The following is a 24,652-nucleotide window of genomic DNA, read 5'->3' as shown; positions in this document are numbered from 1 at the left end:
GCACCGTCCCCGGAGTCCTTCGGAGGCGGTGCGCGGTCGTTTCTCCCCCAGGCGTACGCCTCGGCGGCGCTCAGGTCGAAAAGCCGGACGATCCACCGCAGAATGTGGAGGAACCGGACTTCCGGCCGCAGGGGAGGAGATCGCTGTGCGTCGCACACCTCGCCGAACCCGATCCCTGCTGGCCTCCGGCGCGGTCATCGCCGCGCTGCTCGTCCCGGCCGGTCTGTACGCCGCCGGGCACGTCGGAGCCGCCGGTGCGGCCGCCCCGCCCGCGCCCAGCCCCGAACCCGCCGGCTCCGAGTGCCGTACGTCGGTCGAGGGCTCCCGGGTCGTCGCCTTCTGCCACAACCCGTACCCCTCGGCCGACCGCGTCCAGCTGCACACCGAGTGCGCCCGCTGGTGGGACGTGGACGCGGACTCCAAGCCGGTCACCGTCGCACCGGGGAGCACGGTGCGCCTGGCCGACCGCTGCTGGAAGGAAGTCGCCTCCGCCTGGGTCACCCACAGCGCGGCGCCCAGGGCCTAACGGCCAGGCCTAGACCCGGTCCGCCAGGCAGTTGAAGGCGTGGCTCGCGGCCTCCGTCGCCGCCGTCTCCGCGTCGCCCGCCCGGATCGCCTCGACCAGGCGGCTGTGGTCCATGTGGTTCTCCGGCCGCAACTCCTGGCCGACGTCGCCGCGCAGGTAGTCCCGCAGCAGGTCGCCCAGGTCCGCGTAGAGCCCCGTCAGCACGTCGTTGTGGGAAGCGGCCACCACGGCCAGGTGCAGCGTCGCGTCGGCGGCCACGAACGCCTCCGCGTCACCGGCCGCCCAGGTCTCCTCGCGCCGCCGCATCAGCGCGTCCAGCTGCTTCAGGTCCCGCTCGGTGCGCCGGACCGCCGCGAGCCGCGCCGCCGAGGACTCCAGGGTCGACCGGAGCTCCGCGATGTGGCGCGGGTCCGCCGAGGCGAACCGCCGGTGCATCACCCCGGCCAGCTCACTGGTGGCGACCACATAGGTGCCCGAGCCCTGCCGGATGTCCAGCAGCCCGTTGTGCGCGAGCGCCCGGACCGCCTCACGGACGGTGTTACGGGCCACCCCCAGCTGCTCCACCAGCTCGGGTTCGGTCGGGATGCGGGAACCCACCGGCCACTCGCCCGTGGTGATCTGGTTCCTCAGCTGGGCAATCACCTGGTCGGCGAGTGCCGAACGCCTCGGGGACGTCAGCGCCATGGTGCTCCTCGGTCGCAACTGCTCATGGGCCCGGATCTTCTCAGGGTCCGGATCTTCTCGGGGTCCGGCGGGCGGACGGGAATGGACAACCAATCATCCCATGATTCTATGATGGCCTCATGCGTGACGAAGAGACGACACCCCAGACCGCGACCGGGACCCTGAGCCCCGGCGCCCCGGCGGCCACCCGCGCCGACGCCCCCGCACCGCGGACCGGCCCCGCGCCGTGGACGCTGCGCCTGGTCGCCATCGGGCTCGTCCTCACCGCGCTCAACCTCCGCCCCGCCATCACCAGCCTCGGCGCCCTCCTCGAAGAGGTCCGGGACGGGCTGCACATGAGCGGCAGCGTCGCCGGGGTGCTCGGCTCGGTGCCCCCGCTCTGCTTCGCGGTCTTCGGCGTCATGGCACCGCGCCTCGCCCGCCGCTTCGGCGCCGGTGCCGTGGTCTGCGCGGGCATGGTCGCCATCACGGCGGGCCTGGTGATCCGGCCCCTGATCGGCGGCACCGCCGGCTTCCTCGCCGCCAGCGCCCTGGCCCTCATGGGCATCGCCGTCAGCAACGTCCTGATGCCGGTGATCGTCAAGCGCTGGTTCCCCGACCGCGTCGGCTCCATGACCGGGCTCTATTCCATGGCCCTGGCCCTCGGCACCTCGCTCGCCGCCGCCGTGACCGTGCCCCTGACCGACGCGATGGGCGGCAGCTGGAAGGCCGGGCTCGGTGTCTGGGCAGTCCTCGCCGCCGTCGCTATCGCGCCCTGGCTCCTCGTACGGGACCGGGCCACGGCCCACGGGCCCGCCTCGGCCGCCGCCCAGCCGCAGGCCCCGGAACTCCGAATCACCCGCAGCAGGACTGCCTGGAGCCTCGCCTGCTTCTTCGGGCTCCAGGCCACCGCCGCGTACATCACCATGATGTGGATGCCCCAGATCTTCCGGGACGCCGGGGTCTCCGCCGGCACCGCGGGCGTCCTGCTCGCGCTCACCATGGCCATGGGCGTCCCGCTCGCCTTCGTGATCCCGCGCGTCGCCGCCCGGATGCGCACCCAGGGCCCGATCGTCGTCTTCCTCGGCGCCTGCGGCCTCACCGGCTACGCGGGCCTCTACCTGGCCCCCTCCGGCGGCGCCTGGGCCTGGGCGCTGCTGCTCGGCATCTCGAACTGCGCGTTCCCGCTCGCCCTCACGATGATCGGCATGCGGGCCCGCAGCGGCGCCGGAGTGGTCCGGCTCTCCGCCTTCGCCCAGTCCACCGGCTATCTGATCTCGATCCCCGGCCCGCTCCTGGTCGGTGTGCTCTACCAGCACAGCGGCGGCTGGGGCGTGCCGATCGCGCTGATGGCCGCCCTGATGGTGCCGCAGATGGTCATGGGCATCCTGGCCGGCCGGGACCGGACGATCGAGGACGAATCCTGAGATGCGAGACTGGGACCATGTCACCTGTGCTCGATCCGAATCCCCAGAACGGTCAGAAGAAGCTGCTCCTCGTCCTCGGGGCCATGCTGCTGATCACGGTCGTCGTCGGCGTCATCGCCTCCATCGCCTCCCCGTGACGCCCCGGCCGGGGTGGGGCTAGCACCACCTCCCCCTAGGGGGCCAGGGTCAGGGTGAAGTGGGTGGGTCACCGGATGGGATCGGCGCCCCCGGCTCCGTAGGTTCTGAGTACCAGAACCGACCACCCCACGGAGGCGGACATGCCGGCCCGTACGCACACCACCCGTCCGGAGCCGAGCGGCGTCGACGTACGGCTGCCGTGGTGGGCCGTCGCGCTGCCCGCCGTCGCCTTCGCCGCGCTCCTGCTGCTGATCGCCGGGCCGGGCCAGGCGCAGGCCGCCACCGGCGAATCGGCGACCGGGCAGCTGCTGCGGCACCTCGTGGAGCTGGTGACCCGCTGACCTCCGGCGCCCGGGGGTACGAAGCCTCCAACACCCTGCGCCAGCTGCCGCGTTTCATGCGAAGCTGAGGTGTATGAGCGCCGATACATCTCGCAGGATCGTCCTTCTCAGGCATGCCAAGGCGGAATGGTCGCAGGAGTCCGACCACGAGCGGCCGCTGGCCGAGCGCGGCCGCTTGGAGGCCCCCACGGTGGGCCGCAAGCTCGCCGATTCCGGGATCGTCTTCGACCTGGCCCTCTGCTCGACCGCCGTCAGAACGCGTGAAACGTGGAAACTGGCCGTGCACGAGATGCCCGAGCGCCCGAGGACCGTGTACGAGGAGCGGCTCTACGACGCCTCGCTCGGCGAGCTGATCGCCCTGGTGAACGAGACCCCGGACGATATCGCCGACCTGCTGGTCATCGGCCACAACCCCGGCATGCACGCGCTCGCCGACGCCCTCTCCGGCAGCGGCGAGGGCGACGCGCTCGCCCGGATGTCGCGCGGCGGCTTCCCGACCGCCGCCTTCGCCGTGGTCGAGTTCACCGGCCCCTGGAAGAGCGTCGAGCACGGCGTCGGCCGGCTCGCCGAGTACTGGACCCCCAACGACTGACCCGCCGCCCGTACGGGAAGGGCCCCGGCGCGCACCTCGCGGTGTGTGCCGGGGCCCTTCCCGTAGAGCCTGTGTGACCAGCTGCGGAACCTACTCCACGAGCCCGTCGGCCGCCTCGACCTCCTCGCGGGAGACGCCGAGCAGATAGAGCACGGTGTCCAGGAACGGCACGTTCACCGCCGTGTGCGCGGCCTCGCGGACCACCGGCTTCGCGTTGAACGCGACCCCGAGGCCCGCCGTGTTCAGCATGTCCAGGTCATTGGCCCCGTCACCGATCGCCACCGTCTGCGCCAGCGGCACCCCCGCCTCGGCGGCGAAGCTCCGCAGCAGCCGGGCCTTGCCCGCCCGGTCCACGATGTCCCCGGTCACCCGGCCCGTGAGCTTCCCGTCCACGACCTCCAGCGTGTTGGCGGAGGCGAAGTCGAGCCCCAGGCGCTCCTTCAGATCGTCGGTCACCTGGGTGAAACCGCCCGAGACCACGCCCACTTGGTAGCCGAGCCGCTTCAGCGTACGGATCAGCGTCCGGGCCCCCGGCGTCAGCCGGACCTCCGCGCGGACCTTCTCCACCACGGACACGTCGAGACCCGCCAGCAGCGCCACCCGGGCGTGCAGCGACTGCTCGAAGTCCAGCTCGCCCCGCATCGCCCGCTCGGTCACCTCGGCGACCTCGGCCTCGCAGCCCGCGTGCGCCGCGAACAGCTCGATGACCTCGTCCTGGATCAGCGTCGAGTCGACGTCCATCACGACGAGCCGCTGCGCCCGGCGGCTCAGCCCCGCCGAGACGACCGCCACGTCCACGCCGATGCCCGCGGCCTCCGGCGCCAGCGCGGTGCGCAGCTCCTCGGTCCCCGTACCGGACACCGCGAACTCCACCGCCGTGACGGGGTACTTCGCCAGCCGGAAGATGCGGTCGATGTTCCCGCCGGTCGAGGTGATCCGGGCCGCTATGGCCGCCGTGGACTCCGCCGTCAGCGGATGCCCCAGCACCGTGACATGGGAACGGCCGACGCCGCGCGGCCGGTTGTCGCCGGTGCCCGAGATGATCTCGGCCTGGAGCTTCAGCGACTCCGCCCAGCTGTGCACGGTGGCCCGCAGCTCGCCCTCGGTGGTCCCGCCCGCGGTGGGGGCGGTGACCAGCGCGCACAGGACGATACGGCCCCGGGTCACGACCTGCTCGATGTCGACCACGTCGACCGAGTAGGCGGCGAGGGTGTCGAAGAGGCCCGCGGTGATCCCGGGGCGGTCCTTCCCGAAGATCTTCACCAGAAGGGTCGGTACGTCCGGACCCTGCCGGGACGCGGCGGGCTCGGGAGACAGGGCGGGCTCAGGAGGCCGGGATACGCTCATGGTGCTCCCACCGTATCGGTCCCCGAGCCCGCGCAGGCAGCCCGTCCCGAGTGCCGGACATCCCGGTCGGCCCCACCCGGTCCGTCCCCTTTTCGCCTGGCTGCGCAGGTCTCGGTGAGGTCACCCTCGGCCGCCCGGCTTTCGTATCCGGGACTGGTCCTGGAATAGTTCCCCACGATGTTCAGCATCCCTAGACTCCCTGCGACGGGGGTAACACGGGGGACAACTAGTGGGGCGCGGAGTGCCGGAACTCGTACTGGAATTGAATGGCAGGACCTGGACGCTCGATCCGTCCAGGGCATACACCCTGGGGCGTGATCCGCAGGGGGACATGACGATCGACGACGCCAGAGTGTCGTGGCGGCACGCCACGATCGCCTGGAACGGGCGCAGTTGGTTCATCGAGGACCACGGCAGCACCAACGGCACGTACGTGCACGGCCAGCGCATCCACCAGTTGGAGATCGCGGCCGGCTCCACCGTGAACCTGGGCAACGCCACCGACGGGCCCCGGCTGAGCCTGAGCGCCGCGGACGTCTACAGCGGCCGGGCCGCCGGTCCGGCGCAGCCGCAGCAGACCCCGCCGCACCAGCCCCAGCAGGGCGGACCGGGCTGGCAGCAGCCCCAACAGCCCCAGCAGCCCGTGCCGCCGCAGCAGCAGGGCTGGCAGCAGCCCGCGCCGCAGCAGCCGCACGTGCCGCAGCAGGGCGGGGCCCCGGGCCCGCCCGGCCCCGGCACCGGCCCGGCGGGGGCGGCGCCGGTCTACGGGGACCGCAGCCCGACCACGTTCCACCAGCTGGCGCTCGGCCGGGTGATGCGGATCGGCCGTGCCCTGGAGAACGACCTGGTGGTCTCGGACCTCCAGGTCTCCCGCAACCACGCCGAGTTCCACGCGACGCCCGACGGCCGCTTCGAGATCCGCGACCTCGGCTCGCACAACGGCACGTACGTCAACGGCCAGCCGCTCTCCAAGTCCGGCTCGGCGCTCATCGGCCCGAACGACACCGTCGGCGTCGGCCACTCGACGTTCCGGCTCGTCGGCGACCGGCTGGAAGAGTTCGTCGACACCGGCGAGGTCTCCTTCGCGGCCCGCCACCTCACGGTCACCGTCGACGGTGGCAAGCAGATCCTCAAGGACGTGTCGTTCGGCGTCCCCGAGAAGTCGCTCATCGGCGTCATCGGCCCGTCCGGCTCCGGAAAGTCCACCCTGCTCAAGGCGCTCACCGGCTACCGGCCCGCCAACCAGGGCGATGTCCTCTACGACAACCGGAACCTCTACAAGCAGTTCGCCGAGCTCCGCCAGCGCATCGGTCTGGTCCCGCAGGACGACATCCTGCACAAGGAACTGACCGTCACCCGCGCCCTGAAGTACGCGGCCAAGCTCCGCTTCCCCGCGGACACCACCGAGGCCGAGCGCCAGGCGCGGATACACGAGGTCCTGGCCGAGCTGAAGCTCGACATCCACAAGGACAAGAAGGTCACCTCGCTCTCCGGCGGCCAGCGCAAGCGCGTCTCGGTGGCGCTGGAACTGCTCACCAAGCCGTCGCTGATCTTCCTGGACGAGCCGACCTCCGGCCTCGACCCGGGCATGGACCGCGACGTCATGCAGCTGCTGCGCGGTCTGGCCGACGACGGCCGTACCGTCCTGGTCGTCACGCACTCGGTGGCCGAGCTGGCCATCTGCGACAAGCTCCTGGTGATGGCGCCGGGCGGCGCCGTGGCCTACTTCGGCCCGCCGGACGAGGCGCTGAACTTCTTCGGCTACACGACCTGGGCCGACGTCTTCTCGGCGTTCGAGAACTACCGCGACTACGACTGGTCGGGCCGCTGGCGCGGTTCGCAGCACTACCAGATGTACGCCGCCGACATCGACGCCGCCGCCGTGCAGTCCGTACACATGCCCCCGCCGCAGCAGATGCGCCCGCCGAAGCCGCAGGGCTGGGGCACGCAGCTGTGGACGCTGATGCGCCGCTACCTCTCGGTGATCGGCTCCGACAAGGGCTTCATGGGCCTGATGGTGATCCTGCCCGCGGTGCTCGGCATCGTCAGCGTGGTCATCCCCGCGGACTTCGGTCTCGCTCCGCCGAAGCCGCCGTCCCGGTTCAACGGCGACGCCGGAACGATCATGCTGATCCTGGTGATCGGCATGACGTTCTCCGCGGCGGCCAACTCCGTACGAGAACTGATCAAGGAACGTGTCATCTACGAACGGGAACGGGCCACCGGCCTCTCCCGCTCGGCCTACCTGATGTCCAAGGTGATCGTGCTCGGCGTGATCACGGCCATCCAGGGCGTCATCATCTGCGGCATCGGCTTCGCCACCCGCGATCTGCCCGAAGAGGGCCTGATCATGCCGCCGGCCGTCGAGCTCTGCGTGACGATCATCGCGCTCGGCTTCACCTCGATGATGTTCGGCCTGGTGATCTCCTCGCTGGTGAAGACCTCCGAGAAGACCATGCCGCTGCTGGTCATGTTCGCGATCGTCCAGGTCGTCTTCACCGGCATCCTGTTCCAGGTGTACGGCTCGCCCGGCCTGGAGCAGTTCGCCTGGCTGATGCCGTCCCGCTGGGCCATCGCGGGCGCGGGCTCCACGCTCGACCTCGCCCATCTGATGCCGCCGTGGGACCAGAAGAACCCCACGGACCTCGACCCGCTCTGGGAGCACTCGGTCGGGCAGTGGGGGATCAACATCACCGTGCTGCTGGCGCTCGGCGTCGTCTGCGGCTTCGCGGTCGCGCGGCTGCTGCGCCGCCACGAGCCCGAGGTCATGCGCAAGTAACCGGCCCGGACACGCGCCGAAGGGCGGCACCCCGTGCGGGTGCCGCCCTTCGGCGTCTGTCGTCGGCGGTACGGATCGCGGTGGATCAGTACGCGCTGTTGACGTTGTCGATCGAGCCGTACTTGTCGGCGGCGTAGTTGGCCGACGCGGTGATGTTGGCGACCGGGTCGTACTGCGTGTGCGGGGTGCCGGACACGTGGTAGTAGTCGAAGGTCGGCTTGATGATCTGGAGCAGACCGATCGACGGCACGCCGTTCTGGGCGTTGATGTCCCAGTCGTTGATGGCGTTCGGGTTGCCGCTGGACTCGCGGATGATGTTGCGGTGCAGGCCCTCGTACGTGCCCGGGATGCCCTTCTTGTGCATGATGTCGAGGGACTCCCGGATCCAGCCGTCCAGGTTGTTGCCGTACAGGTGCGTACGGGCGGAGGAGCGGCTGGAGCGCGACTCGGACTTGTGCGCCTTGGCCTTGGCGTGCGCCTTGGCCTTCGCCTTCTTCTTCAGCTCGACCTTCTTCTCGGCCTTCTTGGCCTTGGCCTCGGCCTTCTCCTTCACCGCGGCGGCCTTCTTGGCCTTGGCGGCGTCGGCGGCCTTGACCAGCTTCTCGGCGGTCGAGTGCTGCTGGATGACGCTGTCCTGGATCGCCCGGGCCTGCTTGGAGCTCGCGGAGTCGAAGATGACCGGGGAGGCGGCGGACACGGCCTGCGGTTCGGTCTCGGCCTCGGCGTGACCGGGCACCAGGGACAAGGAGAGTGCAGCGGCGGCGACGGCGGAGACGCCGGCGGCGGAGAGCTTCTGGGTCTTGTTCAGGTTACGGAGACGGCCGGTGAAGCGGGACGCGGACATACAGGCTTACCTCTTCGAATTCGGGGGGGTCCTCACGGAGGACGAAGACGGGAGCGACTACGCATCTCCGTCGGGGACGAGCTCAATTCTTAGCGGCGGCAAAATGCCATGGCAAAGGTGTGACGTACGAAGCCGGGTAGTGGAATGGCGGGCGGTTTGCCCGGTTCGCCCCCAGGTCATCGCACCTCAAATCGCCCTTTTCGGTCCACTAGGCGGCTTCGTAAGTGACGTGGGCCCTATGCCTGGCCTCACATCGGGCGGGTAACAGCCTCACCATGTGTTGCTGAAGCAATGCGGAATGCGACGTTCCGGAGTGGTTTCGAGAAGCCGTTCCCGGCCTCGCCCGGGGGCACCGGCCGCAGGTCCTAGTCCCTCAGCCCCGGTCCCCGGCCGCCTCCGGCCCGATACGGGGCCCGGAACCCGCCGGTACGGTGAGGCGCATGAGCCACCGACCCCCCTCCGGCCTCGCCGCCGTCAGCGCCGCGCTGCTCGCCATGAGCCGCCACCTGGAGGTACGGGACGTCCTGAAGACGATCGTCGCCTCGGCCCGCGAGCTCCTGGACGCCGAGTACGCCGCCCTCGGGGTCCCCGACGACCACGGCGGCTTCGCCCAGTTCGTCGTGGACGGCGTCAGCGACGAACAGTGGAAGGCCATCGGCCCGCTGCCCCGCCAGCACGGCATCCTCGCCGCGATGCTCCACGGCGGGAAGACCGAGCGCCTCGCCGACGTCCGCAAGGACCCCCGCTTCGAGGGCTGGCCCAGCGCCCACCCCGACATGTCCGACTTCCTCGGCCTGCCCATCCGGGACGGCGACGAGACCATCGGCGCCCTGTTCCTCGCCAACAAGAGGTGCCCCAAACCCGAGGGCGTCTGCGGCTTCAACGCCGAGGACGAGGAACTGCTCTCGACGCTCGCCCAGCACGCGGCCATCGCCCTCACCAACGCCCGCCTCTACGAACGCAGCCGCGAGCTCACCATCGCCGAGGAGCGCTCCCGCCTCGCCCACGAGCTGCACGACGCGGTCAGCCAGAAGCTCTTCTCGCTCCGGCTCACCGCCCAGGCCGCCGCCACCCTGGTCGACCGCGACCCGGTCCGCGCCAAGGGCGAGCTCCAGCAGGTCGCCGCCCTCGCCGCCGAAGCCGTGGACGAACTGCGCGCCGCCGTCGTGGAGCTCCGCCCGGCCGCCCTGGACGAGGACGGCCTCGTCGCCACCCTCCGCACCCAGGTCCAGGTCCTCGACCGGGCCCACACCGCCCGGGTCACCTTCGCCGGCGCCGGCGTCCGGGCCCTGCCCGCCGCCCACGAGGAAGCGCTGCTCCGGGTCACCCAGGAAGCCCTGCACAACGCCCTGCGCCACGCCGACGCGGGCCACGTCGACGTCACCCTCGCCCGCCGCGACGGCGCCACCGTGCTGCGGATCACCGACGACGGCCGGGGCTTCGAACCCACCGCCACCCGCCGGGCCGGGCGCCACCTGGGCCTGGTCTCGATGCGGGACCGCGCGAGCGGCGTCGGCGGCCGCCTCACCGTTGAATCCGAGCCCGGCAAGGGCACCACGATCGAGATGGAGATCCCCGGTGGCTGACAGGATCATCAGGGTGCTGCTCGTCGACGACCACCAGGTCGTCCGCCGCGGCCTGCGCACGTTCCTGGAGATCCAGGACGACATCGAGGTCGTCGGCGAGGCCGCCGACGGCGCGGAGGGCGTGGCCAGGACGGAGGAGCTGCGGCCCGACGTCGTACTGATGGACATCAAGATGCCCGGCACCGACGGCATCGAGGCGCTGCGCCGCCTCCGCGAGCTGGAGAACCCGGCCAAGGTGCTGATCGTCACCAGCTTCACCGAGCAGCGCACGGTGGTCCCCGCCCTGCGTGCGGGCGCCTCCGGTTACGTATACAAGGACGTCGACCCGGACGCCCTGGCCGGCGCCATCCGCTCCGTGCACGCCGGGCACGTCCTGCTCCAGCCCGAGGTGGCCGGGGCGCTCCTCGCCCAGGACGAGCCGGGCACGGGCACCGGGCGGGGGAGCACCCTCACCGAACGCGAGCGGGAAGTGCTCGGCCTGATCGCCGACGGCCGGTCCAACCGCGAGATCGCGCGGGCCCTGGTCCTGTCCGAGAAGACGGTCAAGACCCACGTCTCGAACATCCTCATGAAGCTCGACCTGGCCGACCGCACCCAGGCAGCGCTCTGGGCGGTCCGCCACGGAGCGGCGGGCTGAGGGGGGAACCGGCCCGGCTCCCCCCCCCACGACGGACGCGAGCCGGTCGGCCCTGCCCGCACGGGCTTCCGCTGCGGCGGGCCCGGGCCCGCACGCGCTCCCGCTCCGGCCGCCCCGGGGCGCTCGCGCCCCTGCCGCGCTCGCGCCCCTACCGCGCGCGTTCCTCCACATACGCGTTGTACGCCGCCACCTGCGCCCGCCGGGCCACCCGCTCCACCGGGCGCAGCGCCTCGCCCCGTGCCGCCATCTCCGACGCGCTCACCGCGCCGCCGTGCCCGTTCTCGTACGCCACCGAGATCAGCAGCCCGATCCGCTGGGCCAGCTCCAGCACCCGCACCGCCCGCGGCGGATAGCCCGGGGCCAGCACCTCGCGCCCCCGCTCCGCCCGCGCCCGGTACGCGTCCACCGCCGCCTCGGCCACCGGCCCCGAACCGGCCACGTCGAGCCGGGACAGCACCGCCGTCGCGTCCCGCAGCGCCTCGGCCAGCTCCCGTTCCGCCTCGCCCAGCGAGGGCACGTCGGCAGGCGGAGCCTCCCGTACCGCCAGGCAGTGCCAGACCACGTCCACGTGCACATCGCCGGCCGGCCCCGCCTCGCGCACCTCGGGCACCAGCCCGTACGGGGCGCCGAACGTGACGACCGCCTCCTCCGCCTCCAGGGCCCGGGCGTTGAAATCGGCCGGACCGCTCAGCCCCAGCGGATGCCCCGGCACCGGCAGCGCGACCCGGAAGCCGCTCACCCCCAGCGCCCGCAGCCGCCCCAGGGCGAACGTCAGCCCGACCGGACCGGCCTCACCCGGCAGCCCCTCGACGCGGTGCACCGCGTCCTCCCCGACGATGGCGAGCGCCGCGTCGTCCGGGGACACCAGCCCCGCCAGCAACGCGTTCCCCCAGGCGGCCAGCAGCCCTGAACGTGGTTCCGAAAGCATGCGGACAGCCTAGGGGGTCCCCTGTGCGGCGGGGCCGGGCCCGCGACGGCGGGCCCAGCGCCGCCGGTACTCGCGCGGTGGCGTAGGTTTTCCCTGGGAGCTGTGCCCACAGGCACGCGACGATCTCGACACTGCATGGGGAGACAACGCGCTCATGAGCGATGTACTGGAGCTGGTGGACGTATCGGTGGTCCGCGACGGACGCGCTCTGGTGGACGACGTCTCCTGGTCGGTCAAGGAGGGTGAGCGCTGGGTCATCCTCGGCCCCAACGGCGCCGGCAAGACCACCCTGCTCAACATCGCGTCCAGCTACCTCTTCCCCACCAAGGGCACCGTCAGCGTCCTCGGTGAGAAGCTCGGCGGCGTCGGCACCGACGTCTTCGACCTCCGCCCCCGCATCGGCATCGCGGGCGTCGCCCTGGCCGAGAAGCTGCCCCGCCGCCAGACGGTCCTCCAGACGGTGCTCACCGCCGCCTACGGCATGACCGCCACCTGGAACGAGAACTACGACAAGGTGGACGAGGACCGCGCCCGCGCCTTCCTCGACCGCCTCGGCATGACCGAGTACCTCGACCGCAAGTTCGGCACCCTCTCCGAGGGCGAGCGCAAGCGCACCCTGATCGCCCGCGCCATGATGACCGACCCGGAGCTCCTCCTCCTGGACGAGCCCGCCGCCGGACTCGACCTCGGCGGCCGCGAGGACCTGGTCCGCCGCCTCGGCCGGCTGGCCCGCGACCCGTACGCCCCCTCCATGATCATGGTGACCCACCACGTCGAGGAGATCGCCCCCGGCTTCACCCACGTCCTGATGATCCGCCAGGGCAAGGTGCTCGCCGCCGGCCCCATGGAGACCGAGCTCACCTCCCGCAACCTCTCCCTCTGCTTCGGCCTGCCCCTCGTGGTCGAGCACCAGGGCGACCGCTACACCGCCCGCGGACTGCCGCTCGGCTAGAGCGGCACCGGGTACACCAGAGGGTGACGGCTCGTACGTCTGGGGTGGGGCGTGGAACAGCAGCAGTACGTGGCACGTTGCTCGGAGCTCTTCGCGGTGGGTGGCTACGCGGCCGTGAGGAAGTCCGCGGAGGCGGGGCTCGACGCGTGCGGACCGGATCCGGTCCTCTTTCGCTGGCTCGGACAGGCGCACGCCGCGGAAGACGACGACGACCACGACCGTGAGGCCGAGACGGCCTACCGCAAGGGCCTCGCCCTGGCGGAGGACGACCTCGGGCTCATGGTGTCGTATCTGGAGCTGTGCCTCCGCTCGGACACCTTCGCCTTCCCGGGGCGGGCGCACCGCGCGGCGGTTCTGCGGGAACGCATCGAGGAGTTGGCCCCGCCCGGGTCACCCGAGCGCGAGCGGGTCGACGACGCCACGGGCTGGGCCGGTCGCGGTTACTGGGACGACCTGTACGTGGCAGCCGCCCGCGGGCAGGCCGAACAGACGGCTGTGGCGGAGCAGAGCGTGCTGGTCACCGACGCGCTACGGCGGGCCGCCCGGGGCGAGTCCACCGAGGACACCGGTGAAGACCTGCGGGCCGCCGAAACCGCCGCGGCGGTCGAGCTGCTTCAGGGCGCCCGGAACGCACCGCTGCGCCTGCTTCTCGCGCACCGGGTCGCCGCATACGTGCTGACGTTCGCGGCGTCGTTCGGCCTGAACAAGGCACTGGTGCTGAGCGGGGTGCTGGACTTCAGCCTGTGGGGCTGGCTGCTCTGGGTACCCGTGCTCCTGGCCGAGGCCAAACTCCGCCGGGCCCGGGACCTGGGACGGGAGCGCGTGATCGCCCGCATCCAGGCGCGCCACGACGAGACACCCCTCAAGTCCGCCCGATAGCAGGCGTTCTGCCCGGTCGCGCCCTGTCCTTGGGGTGCGCGCGGTCCTACGATGACCACGTGGACATCGACGCGTGGGTGTGGTGGCTGATCGGCGCGGTGGGACTGGGCATTCCGCTCGTCCTGACCGCGATGCCCGAGTTCGGCATGTTCGCCGTGGGGGCCGTCGCCGCCGCGGTCGTGGCGGCCCTCGGCGGCGGAATCGTCGCCCAGGTCCTGGTCTTCGTCATCGTCTCGGTGGCGCTGACGGCCGTGGTGCGCGTGATCGCCGGGCGGCAGCGCGCGGACCGGGCACCCGTGCACGCCACCGGCATCGACGCCCTGAAGGGCCGTCAGGCCGTCGTCCTGGAACGGGTGGACGGCACCGGCGGCCGCATCAAGCTGGCAGGCGAGGTCTGGTCGGCGCGCGCATTCGACCCTGGATTCAGCTACGAGCCCGGCCAACAGGTCGACGTCGTGGAGATCGACGGGGCGACGGCCGTCGTCATGTGACCGAACTGCCCCCACACCCAGGCGCGTTCTGTCAGACTCGATGACGATCATCAACCGAAGGGCACGAGGAAACGATGCAACCGATCATCATCGTCCTGATCATTCTGGTGGTGCTCGTCTTCATCGCCCTGATCAAGACGATCCAGGTCATCCCGCAGGCCAGCGCCGCCATCGTCGAACGCTTCGGCCGCTACACCCGCACCCTCAACGCGGGCCTGAACATCGTCGTCCCGTTCATCGACTCGATCCGCAACCGGATCGACCTGCGCGAGCAGGTCGTGCCCTTCCCGCCGCAGCCCGTCATCACCCAGGACAACCTGGTCGTCAACATCGACACCGTCATCTACTACCAGGTGACCGACGCCCGGGCAGCGACGTACGAGGTCGCCAGCTATATCCAGGCCATCGAGCAGCTCACCGTCACCACCCTCCGCAACATCATCGGCGGCATGGACCTGGAGCGGACCCTCACCTCCCGCGAGGAGATCAACGCGGCCCTGCGCGGCGTCCTGGACGAGGCCACCGGCAAGTGGGGCATCCGCGTCAACCGCGTCGAACTCAAGGCGATCGAGCCGCCCACCTCCATCCAGGACTCGATGGAGAAGCAGATGCGCGCCGACCGCGACAAGCGCGCCGCCATCCTCCAGGCCGAGGGCACCCGGCAGTCCGCGATCCTCACCGCCGAGGGCGAGAAGCAGTCCGCGATCCTGCGCGCCGAGGGTGAGGCCAAGGCCGCCGCCCTGCGCGCGGAGGGCGAGGCCCAGGCCATCCGTACGGTCTTCGAGTCCATCCACGCGGGCGACCCGGACCAGAAGCTGCTGTCGTACCAGTACCTCCAGATGCTGCCGAAGATCGCCGAGGGCGACGCCAACAAGCTCTGGATCGTGCCCAGCGAGATCGGCGACGCCCTCAAGGGCCTCAGCGGCGCCTTCGGCAACCTCGGCGGCGGCGCGCCCGGTTTCAACACCGGCAAGGAACGACGCGAGGAACCCCCGGTCGACTGACGTGTACACCCCCCGTGCATGATGCGGTGCAGCAAGCACCGATCACGCACGGGGGATACGCCATGTCCATCTGGGAGATGCTCGCCGTCTTCGCCGCGGGGATCAGCGCCGGCACGATCAACACGATCGTCGGCTCCGGGACGCTCATCACCTTCCCCGTCCTGCTCGCCACCGGCCTGCCCCCGGTCACCGCCACCGTCTCCAACGTGCTCGGCCTGATCCCCGGCTCCATCAGCGGCGCGATCGGCTACCGCAAGGAACTCGAAGGCCAGCGCTCCCGCGTCCTCAAACTCAGCGTGGGCGCCCTCATCGGCGGCCTCACCGGCGCCACCCTGCTTCTGGCCCTGCCCTCCACGGCCTTCGAGACCATCGTCCCGGTCCTGGTCGCCCTGGCCCTCGTCCTGGTCATCCTGCAACCGCGCATCAGCAAGGCCGTCCAGGACCGGCGCGCCCGCACCGGAGCACCCGCCCACCCCGACGGCGGCCCGCTGCTCTCCATCGGCCTGACCCTGGCCAGCGTCTACGGCGGCTACTTCACGGCGGCCCAGGGGATCATCTACCTCTCCCTCATGGGCATGCTGGTGGACGACACCATGCAGCGCCTCAACGCCGTCAAGAACGTCCTCGCCGCCGTCGTCAACAGCATCGCCGCGCTGTTCTTCCTCTTCGTCGCCGACTTCGACTGGACCGCTGTCGTCCTGATCGCGGTCGGCTCCGCCATCGGCGGCCAGATCGGCGCCAAGGTCGGCCGCCGCCTCAGCCCCACCCTGCTGCGCGCCCTCATCGTCACGGTCGGCACGGCCGCCATCGTCCAGCTGCTGCTGCGCTGAACGACCGAGGCCCGCCTCCCCCGGGGAGACGGGCCTCGCTCACGTCGTCGGGCGTACGGCGGCTACGCCGCGCTCCGCGCCAGCCACTCCGGCAGCGCCGAGCGGTCACCCGCCCCCAGGGCCAGCAGCATCGCCTCCGCCGGGGACGGTACGAAGGGCTTCCGCAGCAGCGGCATCCCCGCCTGCTCCGGCGTGCGGTCCGCCTTGCGGTGGTTGTCCTCCGCGCAGGAGGCCACCGTGTTCAGCCAGGTGTCCTGCCCGCCCTGGGCCCTCGGCACCACGTGGTCGACGGTGCTCGCCCGCTTCCCGCAGTACGCGCACCGGTGCTGGTCCCGGACCAGGACGCCCCTCCTGGACCACGGGGCCTGTCTTCGGAACGGCACCCGTACGTACCGGCAGAGCCTGATCACCCGGGGCACCGGGATGTCCACATCGGCACCGCGCATCCGGAGGCCCGGGTGGGACTGCTCGACGACGGCCTTGTCCTGAAGGATCAGCACCACCGCCCGGTTCAGCGTCACCGTCGACAGCGGCTCGAAGCTCGCGTTCAGTACCAGCGTGTCCCGCATCCCGCCCACCTCCCGTGTGCCGGCCGCCCCCTGGCAGGCCCGGATCAACTCTGGCCCCGGCACGCCGTGATGGACAACGCATTAAAAAATGCCCTGCCCTGGTCTCTCCAAGACCAGGGCAGGGCAAACGGATGCGGACGTTTTGGTGTTCAGGCGTTGTCGGCGGGCTCCGCGTACTCGGCGACCAGCTGGGCCCGGCCCAGGGTGTGGAACCGCAGGTTGAACCCGACGAACGCGGGCGAGGCGTCGCTGTCGGGGCCCAGCTTCTCGGTGTCCACCGCGTACACGGTGAACACATAGCGGTGGTTCTCCCCGGCCGGCGGGGCGGCCCCGCCGAAGTCCTTGGTCCCGTAGTCGTTGCGCGCGTGCACGGCACCGGCGGGCAGCTCTTCGAACTTCCCGCCGCCCGCACCGGCCGGCAGCTCCGTGACGGACGCGGGGATGTCGAAGAGCACCCAGTGCCAGAACCCGCTGCCCGTGGGCGCGTCCGGGTCGAAGCACGTCACGGCGAAGCTCTTCGTCTCCGCCGGGAAGCCCTCCCACCGCAGCTGCGGCGACGCGTTCCCCGCCGCGTACACCTGGGCGTCCGAGAGCACGGCCCCCGGGGCGATGTCCTCGCTCACGACGGTGAACGAGGACACCTCCGGATGGAAGTCGTGCGGCAGCGGCGCCCTCTTCGGCTCGGTCACGTCAGCACCTCTCTGTCGGCTCTGTCGGATGACGCCTCCGACCCTAGAGCCAGTTGCGCTGCCCGCCGACCTGCGCCAGCCACTGGTTCAGATATGCCGCCCAGTCGGTCTCCCGGAAGTTGTGCAGACCGACCTTGAAGGCGCGGTACGAGTCGCTGCCCTCGCTGAACAGACCCGCCTTCTTGTCCATCTCCAGGATGACGTCCATCTCGCGGTCGTCCGCGACGAACGACAGCTCCACCTGGTTCAGCCCCCGGTACTGCTGCGGCGGGTGGAACTCGATCTCCTGGTAGAACGGCAGCCGCTGCCGCGTACCGCGGATGTGGCCGCGCTCCATGTCGGCGCTGCGGAAGCTGAAGCCCAGCTGGCCGAAGGCGTCGAGGATGGCCTCCTGGGCCGGCAGCGGGTGCACGTTGATCGGGTCCAGGTCGCCGGAGTCCAGCGCCCGCGCGATCTCCAGCTCGGTCGTCACCCCGATGTTCATGCCGTGCAGGTGCTGCCCGGCGAACATGGTGATCGGCGTCTCCCAGGGGATCTCCAGGCCGAACGGCACCACGTGCACCGCCCCCGCCTGCACCTGGAAGCCGCCGCCGACGCGCAGCTTGGTGAACTCGATGTCCTGCTTGTACTCCTGGTCGTCCTGGCCCTCGACCTCGACCCGGGCCTGGAGGCCCACGGAGAGCCCTTCGATCTGCTGGTCGACGGAACCGCCCTGGATCCGCACCTCGCCCTGGACGACCCCGCCCGGGACGACGTTGACCTCGCTGAGCTCGGTCTCCACCGAGGCGCCGCCGGCACCCATGCTCGCGAGCAGTCGCTTGAAGCCCATGTTTTCTCCTCCTAGGTCCTGACCCCTACATACGCGCGACGACCGTAGTCGGTTCCCAGTAACCTCGAACCTCATGATCGATGGCCCGGACCGTACGCCGCTGACGCGGGACTTCTTCGACCGCCCCGTACTGGACGTGGCGCCCGACCTCCTCGGCCGCACCCTGGTCCGCAGCACCCCGGAGGGCCCGATCGTCCTGCGCCTCACGGAGGTGGAGGCGTACGCCGGCGAGATCGACCCGGGTTCGCACGCCTTCCGGGGCCGGACGCGGCGGAACGACGCGATGTACGGCCCGCCGGGCCACGCGTACGTCTACTTCACGTACGGCATCTCAAGGCAGTCAGCATGAACGTTGATCTCCTTTTCCATCCCGCTGAAGAGGTCGCCCCCAAGCTGCTCGGATGCGTCCTCACCTGCAAGACCCCCGAGGGGACTGTGAGCATCGCCATTACGGAAACCGAGGCGTACTCCGGCACGGCTGACCCAGCTTCCCATGCTTACCGGGGCCGGACTCCCCGCAACGCCACCATGTTCGGGCCCGCAGGACACCTCTACGTCTACCGGTCCCACGGTCTCCACTGGTGCGCCAACGTCGTCACCGGTACGGACGGCATCGCCTCGGGTGTCCTCATCCGGGCAGGCAGGGTCATCGAGGGCGAAGACCTGGCGCGCAAGCGGCGAGGGGAGAGGGTCGAGAGCCCACGTCTTGCCCGAGGTCCGGGGAACGTCGGCCAGGCACTCGGCATCACGGCAGAGCACAACGGCGCAGACCTCCTGACAGGTACCTCGGTCATGCTCTCCGAGGGCGAGCCGGTACCTGCCGCGCTCATCCGGGTCGGTCCTCGGGTAGGCGTGAGCAAGGCCCACGACTGGCAACACCGGTTCTACCTCGCCGGTGATCCGACGGTCTCGGCGTACCGACTGAGCCCGCGAGCCAAACCGACCACCGGAGCCTGACCCGCTGTGCGCCTTGCTGACGGCCCGCCGGTTCTGATGTCGTACTCCGCTTCTATGCTCCTGCGATGACGTCTTACGAAGGAACGCATCCCACCGTTCTCGTCCGGGTCGGCAACCTCCAGGCCCAGATCGACGAGCAGCTCGCACCAGCTATCCAGGCGATCTGGGAGTGTGGCATCGACACGTTCACCTGCTGCCAGGACCTGGCCGAGAGCAACGCGGACTGGCCGGTGAAGTTGCCGCACATGGCGCAGTGGGTGGAGTCCAGCCGCGGTTGGATGCTTATCGACTTCCCGGTGGACAGCGGACTCGCCTTCCTATCGGCCGTCGCAAATGCCGGACCGCGAGACGCGTTCTACGTGCGAATGACCCACTGGGCCGCCCCCGACGCCTGGGACGTGAAGATCAAGCCGATGGACGCGGCGATGTTTCAGGGGGACCAGCCGTCGGACTTCGGGCTGCGCCTCCTGCAAGTCAGCTTCCCTGCCTACGATCTGCCGGAACTGACCCGGCGCCTCCGCGAACACGCCGCAGGCCGTACGGTGCCGCCTGCCCCCGCCGACTGGAGCACAGTGGGTCGCTAGCATAAGATCCCTGGCCAGGTCGCCGCCGTCGCTTCCGACCGCACGAGACCGAGTTCAGACCCGAAGGGCTTGAGCGTCCACCTGTGAAGAGATCGCGCCATCCGTGCACGGTCCACCCCCGCAACGAATGGGAGGTACATGTCCCGCCATCCGGCGGGGGTCACTGGCGCACTCGTGTGCGCCGCACAGGAAGGAGCCACCCCCAGTGGCTATCAGCTTCGGCCATGACCGCCCGTGGGGCGGAGTCTCCCAGCACAAGTACCGGCGCATGGCACAGCACCCGGGACACACCCACTCGCCTACCGCGTCCACTTCGCTGCCATCGGGTGGGCAGACCGGCAAGGGCACGCAGGCTTCCAGCCCGGCCGGCTGGCCGCCCTATTGGGCAAGGACGGCAAGTCGCTGTCCGACCAGAGCACCCGCAACGCGGTGGCCCGCGCCAAGGAACTCGAGCTTGTCTCGCCCCGTTCCGGGGCCGCCTGCCTAGTCCTGCCTTCACATCTGTTCCAGAAGGGCAAGGGTGCGCCAGTCCCCTGCCGCCTCCATCAGGACCGGTGACTACACCTCGGGCGTGTAGTCAGAGCACCCTGGCGTGTAACGGCACAGGCTCTGACCTGCGGAAACGTTCGAGTGCTCTCTTGTCTATTTGGCTCAGTGCCGGGAGCTTATCCTCATCGGCCCGCACCACCATGGCGAACGCCGTGCAGATCCGCCGGAATCCACGATGGTTGCTCCTGCCGGTGTGGCTCATGCACTCGACGTCGACCGCCGCACTGTCCGTCGACGGATATGCCTTCCACTTGCAGTGAAGGCACTCCGCCTCATAGGCCACGTCCGCATCCGGATGCTGCGTGATCCGGTGTGTCACGAACCGCAGAACCGTGCGCGCCATCAGCGTCCCCGGTATTCGTTGCGGAGATGAGCCCGTAGGCCCACGTTCACGCCCGACACCTGCGAGTGATCCCCGACCGACATGGCGTTCGCGCGAGCCACCGCGTACCGAAGGCACTCACGACAACCCGACACGGGGTCGGGCGGCGCGGACGGAAGGGTCACGTGTACCGGTCCGTCTATCGTCGTCTTGGGTGTGCTCATCCGTCCGACCTCCCGACTGTTCGCCTGCCGAAGGATGATCCCCCGGGGTGCGGACGGGATGGCGTTTCAGTCGCGTAGTCGACTGAAGTCATGCACGGCAACTGGAGGACCACTCGGCGAGCCGCGCCCGAAGGTTTTCGCCAAAGAGGGCGTGTTCCTGGTACCCGGCAAACTCCTTCAGATACGCCTGAACGTCTCGGCTGTCGCGGAGTATGAGAAAGAGGACGGCTTGCCGTCCCAGCTTCCCCGCCACTGCCTTGCTCGTGTCGGCTGTCGAGTGGGCCAGGCTCGCCCGTACGTATTCCGGGGTTGCGAGCAGTCCGGTGACCATCGAGAGCAGGAGGTACCGCATCTGCGTGGAGGACGCTTCGAGCGACTTCAGCTCGGCCTGTCTCGTACCGAGTCCCTTGCGCCGAAGCTCGCGGAGGTTCCGCCACTCGGTGTTCGCCATCCTGGCGAGGGCGGAGACCGCCGCGACCAGTGCCGGCGGAGCGTTCAGAGCTCGCAAGATCTGCTCGACGTCGACCAGGGACGGCCGTGTCCGGCCGTTCTCGATGCGAGACACCTTCGACTGGGACATGTTGCAGCGCGCTGCGAGCCGGTCCCCTGAGAGGCCAGCTCGCTTGCGCAAGTCCCGTAGCAGCGACGCGAGTTCGGTACCAGACTCGCCAAGCTGCTCAGCTTCGAACGTCACTCCGTCACGCGCTCCGCGTACTCCAGGAAAGGGACGGACTCGGCAACGGCGATGCGCTGCCACTCGACGAACGGCGCAGGGTCGCCCTCGTACAGCTTCCGGCTGATCTGCCTGCCGTCGCCCTCGTAGTGCATGAGGACGACCGTCGAGCGGTCGAACATCCAGAAGTCCTCGACATCCGGCAACGGGTTCTCTCGTTCGGTCACGTCCAGGATGCGGATGTCCTCCCCGGCGAGCACGTGTGGGGCGTAGTACCGAGAGAACTCGAAGCGCAGGTACTCGGAAAGCGGTCGAGTCAGGACGTGCACTCGCCCCTTGCTCCTACCCTCGCCGCGCAACCGCTTCAGGTCTTCCGTGTACGCCGACGAGTAGCGGTTCGGGTCGACGCGCTTACCTGCCCGGAATGCTTCGAGCTCGTTCGCCTCCTGCGGTACGAGGTACTGGGGCAGGGTCTCCAGCCGCCACGCCTCGGACTGGAAGCCTCGGAGCGTCGCCCGCCACTCCTCACCATCCGAGAGCACGAACGGCCTCCCGAAGAACGCTCTCGGGGATCTCCACGAGTCCTTCTCCTTGCGGGGGAGCGAAGGCGTCGGACACGTCGCCCTGGACCACGATGGAGCCGGACGCGGTGCGGTAGACGTTCGGGCAGTCGTCCTCTCCACACGTGCCGTTGCCGGTGAGCCGAGTCAGTTCTTCGCGTGCCATGCGGAACCCCCTTGACTTGGCGGCCCGGTCAGGCCGCCTGAGACGACCGTACGGGGGCCGCTTGCGGCCGTCCGTGCCCGAGCGTGCCTCATGCACGTTGTTGCATGAACTGGGGAGTGAGAGGGGCGCGCTTCCTCTACGGGCATGGCGAAGGGCCACGCCCGACGCTCGTCAGACAGGGCCCGTGCTCACGGAGCGCCGGCAGCCGACTTGGCGCTCCGCGGTCGGATCTCAAGGGTTCCGGAACATGATCCGGCAGTGCTCGCCCTTGAAGGACCGAACCCCTCGACCGCGCGGCATCAGCTCGACTCGCTCGCAGACCTGCATGACGACGGTCCGCACGTAGTCGATGCGGTCGGGGTCCTCATAGTCCAGTTCCTCCCACAGGTACTCGATGTCGCCGAGTTCGACGCGCACCCGCTGTGATGCCAGGTCTGCCAGCTCGGCCCGGATCTTGGTCAGGTCGGCGTCACACCTGCCGATACCCGTTCGCAGGGTCGACGCGTCGATGTCCCCTACGGCGAACATCTCCGCCAGGGCGGTCCGCCTCTCGGATGCGGCCGTCTCCTCGGCCAGCAGCTCGGCCTCCCGTTCCTCGTCTGCGGCATCTGTGGCCGGTGCCGCGTTCCATTCCTCGGCCCTGTCGATGACCTTCCTAACCACGAAGGAGTCGAGCGGGTCCGCGGGGCAGGTGATGCACCGGCCACCCGAGCAGGTGTAGATGCGGTACCGCTCTCCTGCCGCGTTCTTCTTGCTCCACCCCTGAGTGACGACGGCCCGACACTTCGAGCAGTGGACCACGCCGGACAACAGCGCCTTGCGCTTGCCGCCTCCGCCCGTGTTCCGCTCCGGGTCGCTCAGGTGGCGGACCAGGGCCCGGAATATGCCCTCGGAGACGATCGCCTCCCAGTTGCCCGCGCCGGTCTCCTCGGTCCGCCGCACGCGCGTCCCGTCCGGCTTCTCGACCCACTGCGAGTACGTCTGGATTCCCGCGTTCCTCGGCTTCAGGAGGACCATCCGAAGGTTCGAGCTGCGCCACTCCTTGCCGTGCGGCGAGAGCAGCCCGCGCGTGTTCCAGTCCTTCGCGATGGACCAGAGGGTCACGCCGGCCAGGACATCCCGGTACGCCTGCCGCAGGGCCTCCGCCTCTGCTTCCCGGTGCCTGCCGTCCCGCTCGAAGCCGAAGGGGCGAGTACTCCAGAAGGGCCTTCCCGACTCCCTGCGTCGCTGGTGTCCGAGCACCTGACGCTCGACTCGCATCTCGGTCTCGTTGCGAGCCACCACAGCGCCGATGCGAGCAGCGAGACGGCCGGACGGGGTGGACAGGTCGAGCACTCCCTGCGCCTGTGCGGCGGCCAGCGTGACGCCGGTCGCCTCGGCCAGGTCCACCAGATCCTCAAGGTCCCAGGGGGTGCGGTACATACGGTCGTAGTGGCGGGACACGATGGCGTCCGCCTTGCCCTGCTCCACCAGAGCCTTGACGCGCTCCCACTCGGCGCTCCGCTTGGTTCCCCGTTTTGTCGAAGCCGACGTGTCTTTCTCAACGATCGTGGCTACGACCGACCAGCCCTTCCGGTCGCACAGCGCCTGACTCAGCTCGACCTGTTGCGTCAGGTTCCCACCCTTGGACTCCTCGCCCCTCGGGGTGGGGCTGAGCCTGGCGTAGATGATCGCTCGCACTGCCTGTCTCCTGGTTGTCGTCGCTTGCCGATGCTGCCGAACCAACGACATACATGCCTAGTGAGTTACCTATGCATGTGGCACTGCATGAACCTGGTGTGCGGCCCCGAGGGCAGGGCGAGCGGGGTGCTGCTCCGGGCCGGCGAGATCCTGGAGGGCGCGGAGCTGACGCGTAAACGTCGAGTTTCGGCCCGCAATGACCGAGAACTGGCCAAAGGCCCGGCCCGCCTCGCGACCGCCCTGGACATCGGGCGCGCACTGGACGGCACGGACGCCATCGCCCACGAGGGCGCCGAGCTCTCCGTGTTCCACGGCACCCCGCCCCTTCGTGACCAGGTGCGGAACGGACCGCGGACCGGAGTGGGCGGAGACGGGGCGGTGCACCCCTGGCGGTTCTGGATCGACGGGGACCCCACGGTGAGCCCTTACCGGGCCCATGTGCCGCGCCGCAGGTCAACTTGACTCGCCCGGATGGGGCCCCTAGTGTTGTCCGAGTCGCTTGACACGGGTACAGCTGTTGGTTCGGTCCATCGGATCGTGAGCCGCGCAGACCCGAAGCGGCCAACCACTACCTACGACTCACCCCAGAGGGTGCGAGTTTCGGCATGCCGGAATTCGATCCCACTGACTCGATTATGAGTAAACGGGAGAATCCGCTAAAGTAGTGAACACGCCGAAAGGCAGCCGAAAGGCAAAAGAAAGACCCGCTTCGACCGGGAATTCGGACACGAAAGAGTCTGATAGAGTCGGAAACGCAAGAACGAAGGGAAGCGCCCGGAGGAAAGCCTGCAAGGGTGAGTACAAAGGAAGCGTCCGTTCCTTGAGAACTCAACAGCGTGCCAAAAGTCAACGCCAGATATGTTGATACCCCGGCCTGCTTCGGCAG

General features: G+C 69.9%; 26 protein-coding genes and 2 pseudogenes. 17 read left to right on the top strand and 11 right to left on the bottom strand.

Going from position 1 to position 24,652, the window contains the following annotated elements; all coding sequences use genetic code 11:
• The first annotated feature begins 145 nt into the window (after window positions 1-145).
• Window positions 146-526 carry a hypothetical protein gene (locus ACIQZN_RS15725; RefSeq protein ID WP_403993110.1) on the top strand — a complete coding sequence of 127 codons (381 nt, stop codon included), beginning with the start codon at window positions 146-148 and terminating at the stop codon, window positions 524-526.
• Between the two features lie 9 nt (window positions 527-535).
• On the opposite strand, the gene ACIQZN_RS15720 is transcribed toward ACIQZN_RS15725, so the two are convergent.
• Window positions 536-1,210: a FadR/GntR family transcriptional regulator gene (locus ACIQZN_RS15720; protein WP_403993107.1), complete on the bottom strand. Its 675-nt coding sequence runs from the start codon at window positions 1,208-1,210 to the stop codon at window positions 536-538.
• Between the two features lie 119 nt (window positions 1,211-1,329).
• Here ACIQZN_RS15720 and ACIQZN_RS15715 point away from each other — a divergent pair, with 119 nt between their 5' ends.
• The 4 genes from ACIQZN_RS15715 (at window position 1,330) to ACIQZN_RS15700 (ending at window position 3,687) form a co-directional block, all read left to right on the top strand.
• Window positions 1,330-2,616 carry a CynX/NimT family MFS transporter gene (locus ACIQZN_RS15715; RefSeq protein WP_403993104.1) on the top strand — a complete coding sequence of 429 codons (1,287 nt, stop codon included), beginning with the start codon at window positions 1,330-1,332 and terminating at the stop codon, window positions 2,614-2,616.
• A 26-nt stretch (window positions 2,617-2,642) separates the two neighbouring features.
• Window positions 2,643-2,753, top strand: coding sequence for an SGM_5486 family transporter-associated protein (locus ACIQZN_RS15710; protein WP_276607244.1), 111 nt, complete (start codon window positions 2,643-2,645; stop codon window positions 2,751-2,753).
• Between the two features lie 141 nt (window positions 2,754-2,894).
• Entirely contained in the window at window positions 2,895-3,095 is a 201-nt protein-coding gene (locus tag ACIQZN_RS15705) for a hypothetical protein (RefSeq protein ID WP_330311481.1), read from the top strand.
• Window positions 3,096-3,168: 73 nt separating this feature from the next.
• Entirely contained in the window at window positions 3,169-3,687 is a 519-nt protein-coding gene (locus ACIQZN_RS15700; RefSeq protein WP_403993101.1) for a SixA phosphatase family protein, read from the top strand.
• 90 nt (window positions 3,688-3,777) lie between these two features.
• On the opposite strand, the gene serB is transcribed toward ACIQZN_RS15700, so the two are convergent.
• Window positions 3,778-5,034 carry a phosphoserine phosphatase SerB gene (gene serB, locus ACIQZN_RS15695; protein WP_403993098.1) on the bottom strand — a complete coding sequence of 419 codons (1,257 nt, stop codon included), beginning with the start codon at window positions 5,032-5,034 and terminating at the stop codon, window positions 3,778-3,780.
• A 229-nt stretch (window positions 5,035-5,263) separates the two neighbouring features.
• Between serB and ACIQZN_RS15690 the strand changes: the two genes are divergently transcribed.
• Window positions 5,264-7,813: an FHA domain-containing protein gene (locus ACIQZN_RS15690; RefSeq protein ID WP_403993095.1), complete on the top strand. Its 2,550-nt coding sequence runs from the start codon at window positions 5,264-5,266 to the stop codon at window positions 7,811-7,813.
• 85 nt (window positions 7,814-7,898) lie between these two features.
• Here the strand turns inward: ACIQZN_RS15690 and ACIQZN_RS15685 are convergent, their stop codons facing one another.
• On the bottom strand, window positions 7,899-8,657 hold the full coding sequence (locus ACIQZN_RS15685; protein WP_403993092.1) for a transglycosylase SLT domain-containing protein: 759 nt from the start codon (window positions 8,655-8,657) through the stop codon (window positions 7,899-7,901).
• A 440-nt stretch (window positions 8,658-9,097) separates the two neighbouring features.
• On the opposite strand from ACIQZN_RS15685, the gene ACIQZN_RS15680 reads away from it, so the two are divergent.
• Both ACIQZN_RS15680 and ACIQZN_RS15675 read left to right on the top strand, forming a co-directional pair.
• The gene (locus ACIQZN_RS15680; protein WP_403993089.1) at window positions 9,098-10,243 is read left to right on the top strand and encodes a GAF domain-containing sensor histidine kinase; all 1,146 of its coding nucleotides are present in this window, start codon (window positions 9,098-9,100) and stop codon (window positions 10,241-10,243) included.
• A complete protein-coding gene (locus tag ACIQZN_RS15675) occupies window positions 10,236-10,880 on the top strand; it encodes a response regulator transcription factor (protein WP_073968438.1) in 645 nt (214 codons plus the stop codon). The genes ACIQZN_RS15680 and ACIQZN_RS15675 overlap by 8 nt, the downstream gene beginning before the upstream one ends.
• 148 nt (window positions 10,881-11,028) lie before the next feature.
• Here ACIQZN_RS15675 and ACIQZN_RS15670 read toward each other — a convergent pair whose 3' ends face one another.
• Window positions 11,029-11,808, bottom strand: a complete 780-nt coding sequence (locus tag ACIQZN_RS15670; protein ID WP_403993086.1) for a hypothetical protein — start codon at window positions 11,806-11,808, stop codon at window positions 11,029-11,031.
• Between the two features lie 154 nt (window positions 11,809-11,962).
• Here ACIQZN_RS15670 and ACIQZN_RS15665 point away from each other — a divergent pair, with 154 nt between their 5' ends.
• The 5 genes from ACIQZN_RS15665 to ACIQZN_RS15645 all read left to right on the top strand — a co-directional run bounded on the left by ACIQZN_RS15665 (window position 11,963) and on the right by ACIQZN_RS15645 (window position 15,964).
• Window positions 11,963-12,760: an ABC transporter ATP-binding protein gene (locus tag ACIQZN_RS15665; protein ID WP_403993083.1), complete on the top strand. Its 798-nt coding sequence runs from the start codon at window positions 11,963-11,965 to the stop codon at window positions 12,758-12,760.
• A gap of 51 nt (window positions 12,761-12,811) precedes the next feature.
• Window positions 12,812-13,639: a hypothetical protein gene (locus tag ACIQZN_RS15660; RefSeq protein WP_403993080.1), complete on the top strand. Its 828-nt coding sequence runs from the start codon at window positions 12,812-12,814 to the stop codon at window positions 13,637-13,639.
• 59 nt (window positions 13,640-13,698) lie between these two features.
• Complete coding sequence (locus tag ACIQZN_RS15655) at window positions 13,699-14,130, top strand: NfeD family protein (protein WP_403993077.1); 432 nt, start codon at window positions 13,699-13,701, stop codon at window positions 14,128-14,130.
• A gap of 74 nt (window positions 14,131-14,204) precedes the next feature.
• On the top strand, window positions 14,205-15,134 hold the full coding sequence (locus ACIQZN_RS15650; protein WP_073968441.1) for an SPFH domain-containing protein: 930 nt from the start codon (window positions 14,205-14,207) through the stop codon (window positions 15,132-15,134).
• Window positions 15,135-15,196: 62 nt separating this feature from the next.
• A complete protein-coding gene (locus tag ACIQZN_RS15645) occupies window positions 15,197-15,964 on the top strand; it encodes a sulfite exporter TauE/SafE family protein (RefSeq protein WP_403993074.1) in 768 nt (255 codons plus the stop codon).
• 62 nt (window positions 15,965-16,026) lie between these two features.
• On the opposite strand, the gene ACIQZN_RS15640 is transcribed toward ACIQZN_RS15645, so the two are convergent.
• The 3 genes from ACIQZN_RS15640 to ACIQZN_RS15630 form a co-directional block, all read right to left on the bottom strand.
• Window positions 16,027-16,533 carry an HNH endonuclease gene (locus ACIQZN_RS15640; protein ID WP_073968443.1) on the bottom strand — a complete coding sequence of 169 codons (507 nt, stop codon included), beginning with the start codon at window positions 16,531-16,533 and terminating at the stop codon, window positions 16,027-16,029.
• A 149-nt stretch (window positions 16,534-16,682) separates the two neighbouring features.
• Window positions 16,683-17,222 (bottom strand): YbhB/YbcL family Raf kinase inhibitor-like protein, encoded by a 540-nt coding sequence (locus ACIQZN_RS15635; RefSeq protein ID WP_403993070.1) that lies wholly within the window; start codon window positions 17,220-17,222, stop codon window positions 16,683-16,685.
• 43 nt (window positions 17,223-17,265) lie between these two features.
• Window positions 17,266-18,051 carry a sporulation protein gene (locus ACIQZN_RS15630; protein ID WP_403993067.1) on the bottom strand — a complete coding sequence of 262 codons (786 nt, stop codon included), beginning with the start codon at window positions 18,049-18,051 and terminating at the stop codon, window positions 17,266-17,268.
• 73 nt (window positions 18,052-18,124) lie between these two features.
• On the opposite strand from ACIQZN_RS15630, the pseudogene ACIQZN_RS15625 reads away from it, so the two are divergent.
• The 3 genes and pseudogenes from ACIQZN_RS15625 to ACIQZN_RS15615 all read left to right on the top strand — a co-directional run.
• Window positions 18,125-18,376, top strand: a pseudogene (locus tag ACIQZN_RS15625) (DNA-3-methyladenine glycosylase); the annotation flags it as partial.
• Window positions 18,377-18,396: 20 nt separating this feature from the next.
• Window positions 18,397-19,008, top strand: coding sequence for a DNA-3-methyladenine glycosylase (locus ACIQZN_RS15620; protein WP_403993064.1), 612 nt, complete (start codon window positions 18,397-18,399; stop codon window positions 19,006-19,008).
• Window positions 19,009-19,073: 65 nt separating this feature from the next.
• Window positions 19,074-19,592, top strand: a complete 519-nt coding sequence (locus ACIQZN_RS15615; protein ID WP_403993061.1) for a hypothetical protein — start codon at window positions 19,074-19,076, stop codon at window positions 19,590-19,592.
• Between the two features lie 1,183 nt (window positions 19,593-20,775).
• Here the strand turns inward: ACIQZN_RS15615 and ACIQZN_RS15610 are convergent.
• The 4 genes from ACIQZN_RS15610 to ACIQZN_RS15595 form a co-directional block, all read right to left on the bottom strand.
• Entirely contained in the window at window positions 20,776-21,381 is a 606-nt protein-coding gene (locus tag ACIQZN_RS15610; RefSeq protein ID WP_403993058.1) for a Scr1 family TA system antitoxin-like transcriptional regulator, read from the bottom strand.
• Complete coding sequence (locus tag ACIQZN_RS15605; protein ID WP_403993055.1) at window positions 21,378-21,902, bottom strand: DUF6879 family protein; 525 nt, start codon at window positions 21,900-21,902, stop codon at window positions 21,378-21,380. The genes ACIQZN_RS15610 and ACIQZN_RS15605 overlap by 4 nt, the downstream gene beginning before the upstream one ends.
• A complete protein-coding gene (locus tag ACIQZN_RS15600) occupies window positions 21,886-22,086 on the bottom strand; it encodes a hypothetical protein (RefSeq protein WP_403993052.1) in 201 nt (66 codons plus the stop codon). The genes ACIQZN_RS15605 and ACIQZN_RS15600 overlap by 17 nt, the downstream gene beginning before the upstream one ends.
• A gap of 231 nt (window positions 22,087-22,317) precedes the next feature.
• A complete protein-coding gene (locus ACIQZN_RS15595; protein ID WP_403993049.1) occupies window positions 22,318-23,766 on the bottom strand; it encodes a recombinase family protein in 1,449 nt (482 codons plus the stop codon).
• Here ACIQZN_RS15595 and ACIQZN_RS15590 point away from each other — a divergent pair.
• Window positions 23,659-24,228 (top strand): annotated as a pseudogene (locus ACIQZN_RS15590) (DNA-3-methyladenine glycosylase); the annotation flags it as partial. The gene ACIQZN_RS15595 and the pseudogene ACIQZN_RS15590 overlap by 108 nt on opposite strands.
• Window positions 24,229-24,652 lie beyond the last annotated feature (424 nt).

The organism is Streptomyces sp. NPDC097595, from assembly GCF_044761525.1.
GTDB lineage: Bacteria > Actinomycetota > Actinomycetes > Streptomycetales > Streptomycetaceae > Streptomyces > Streptomyces drozdowiczii_A.
This window is presented reverse-complemented; position numbering and strand designations above follow the sequence as displayed.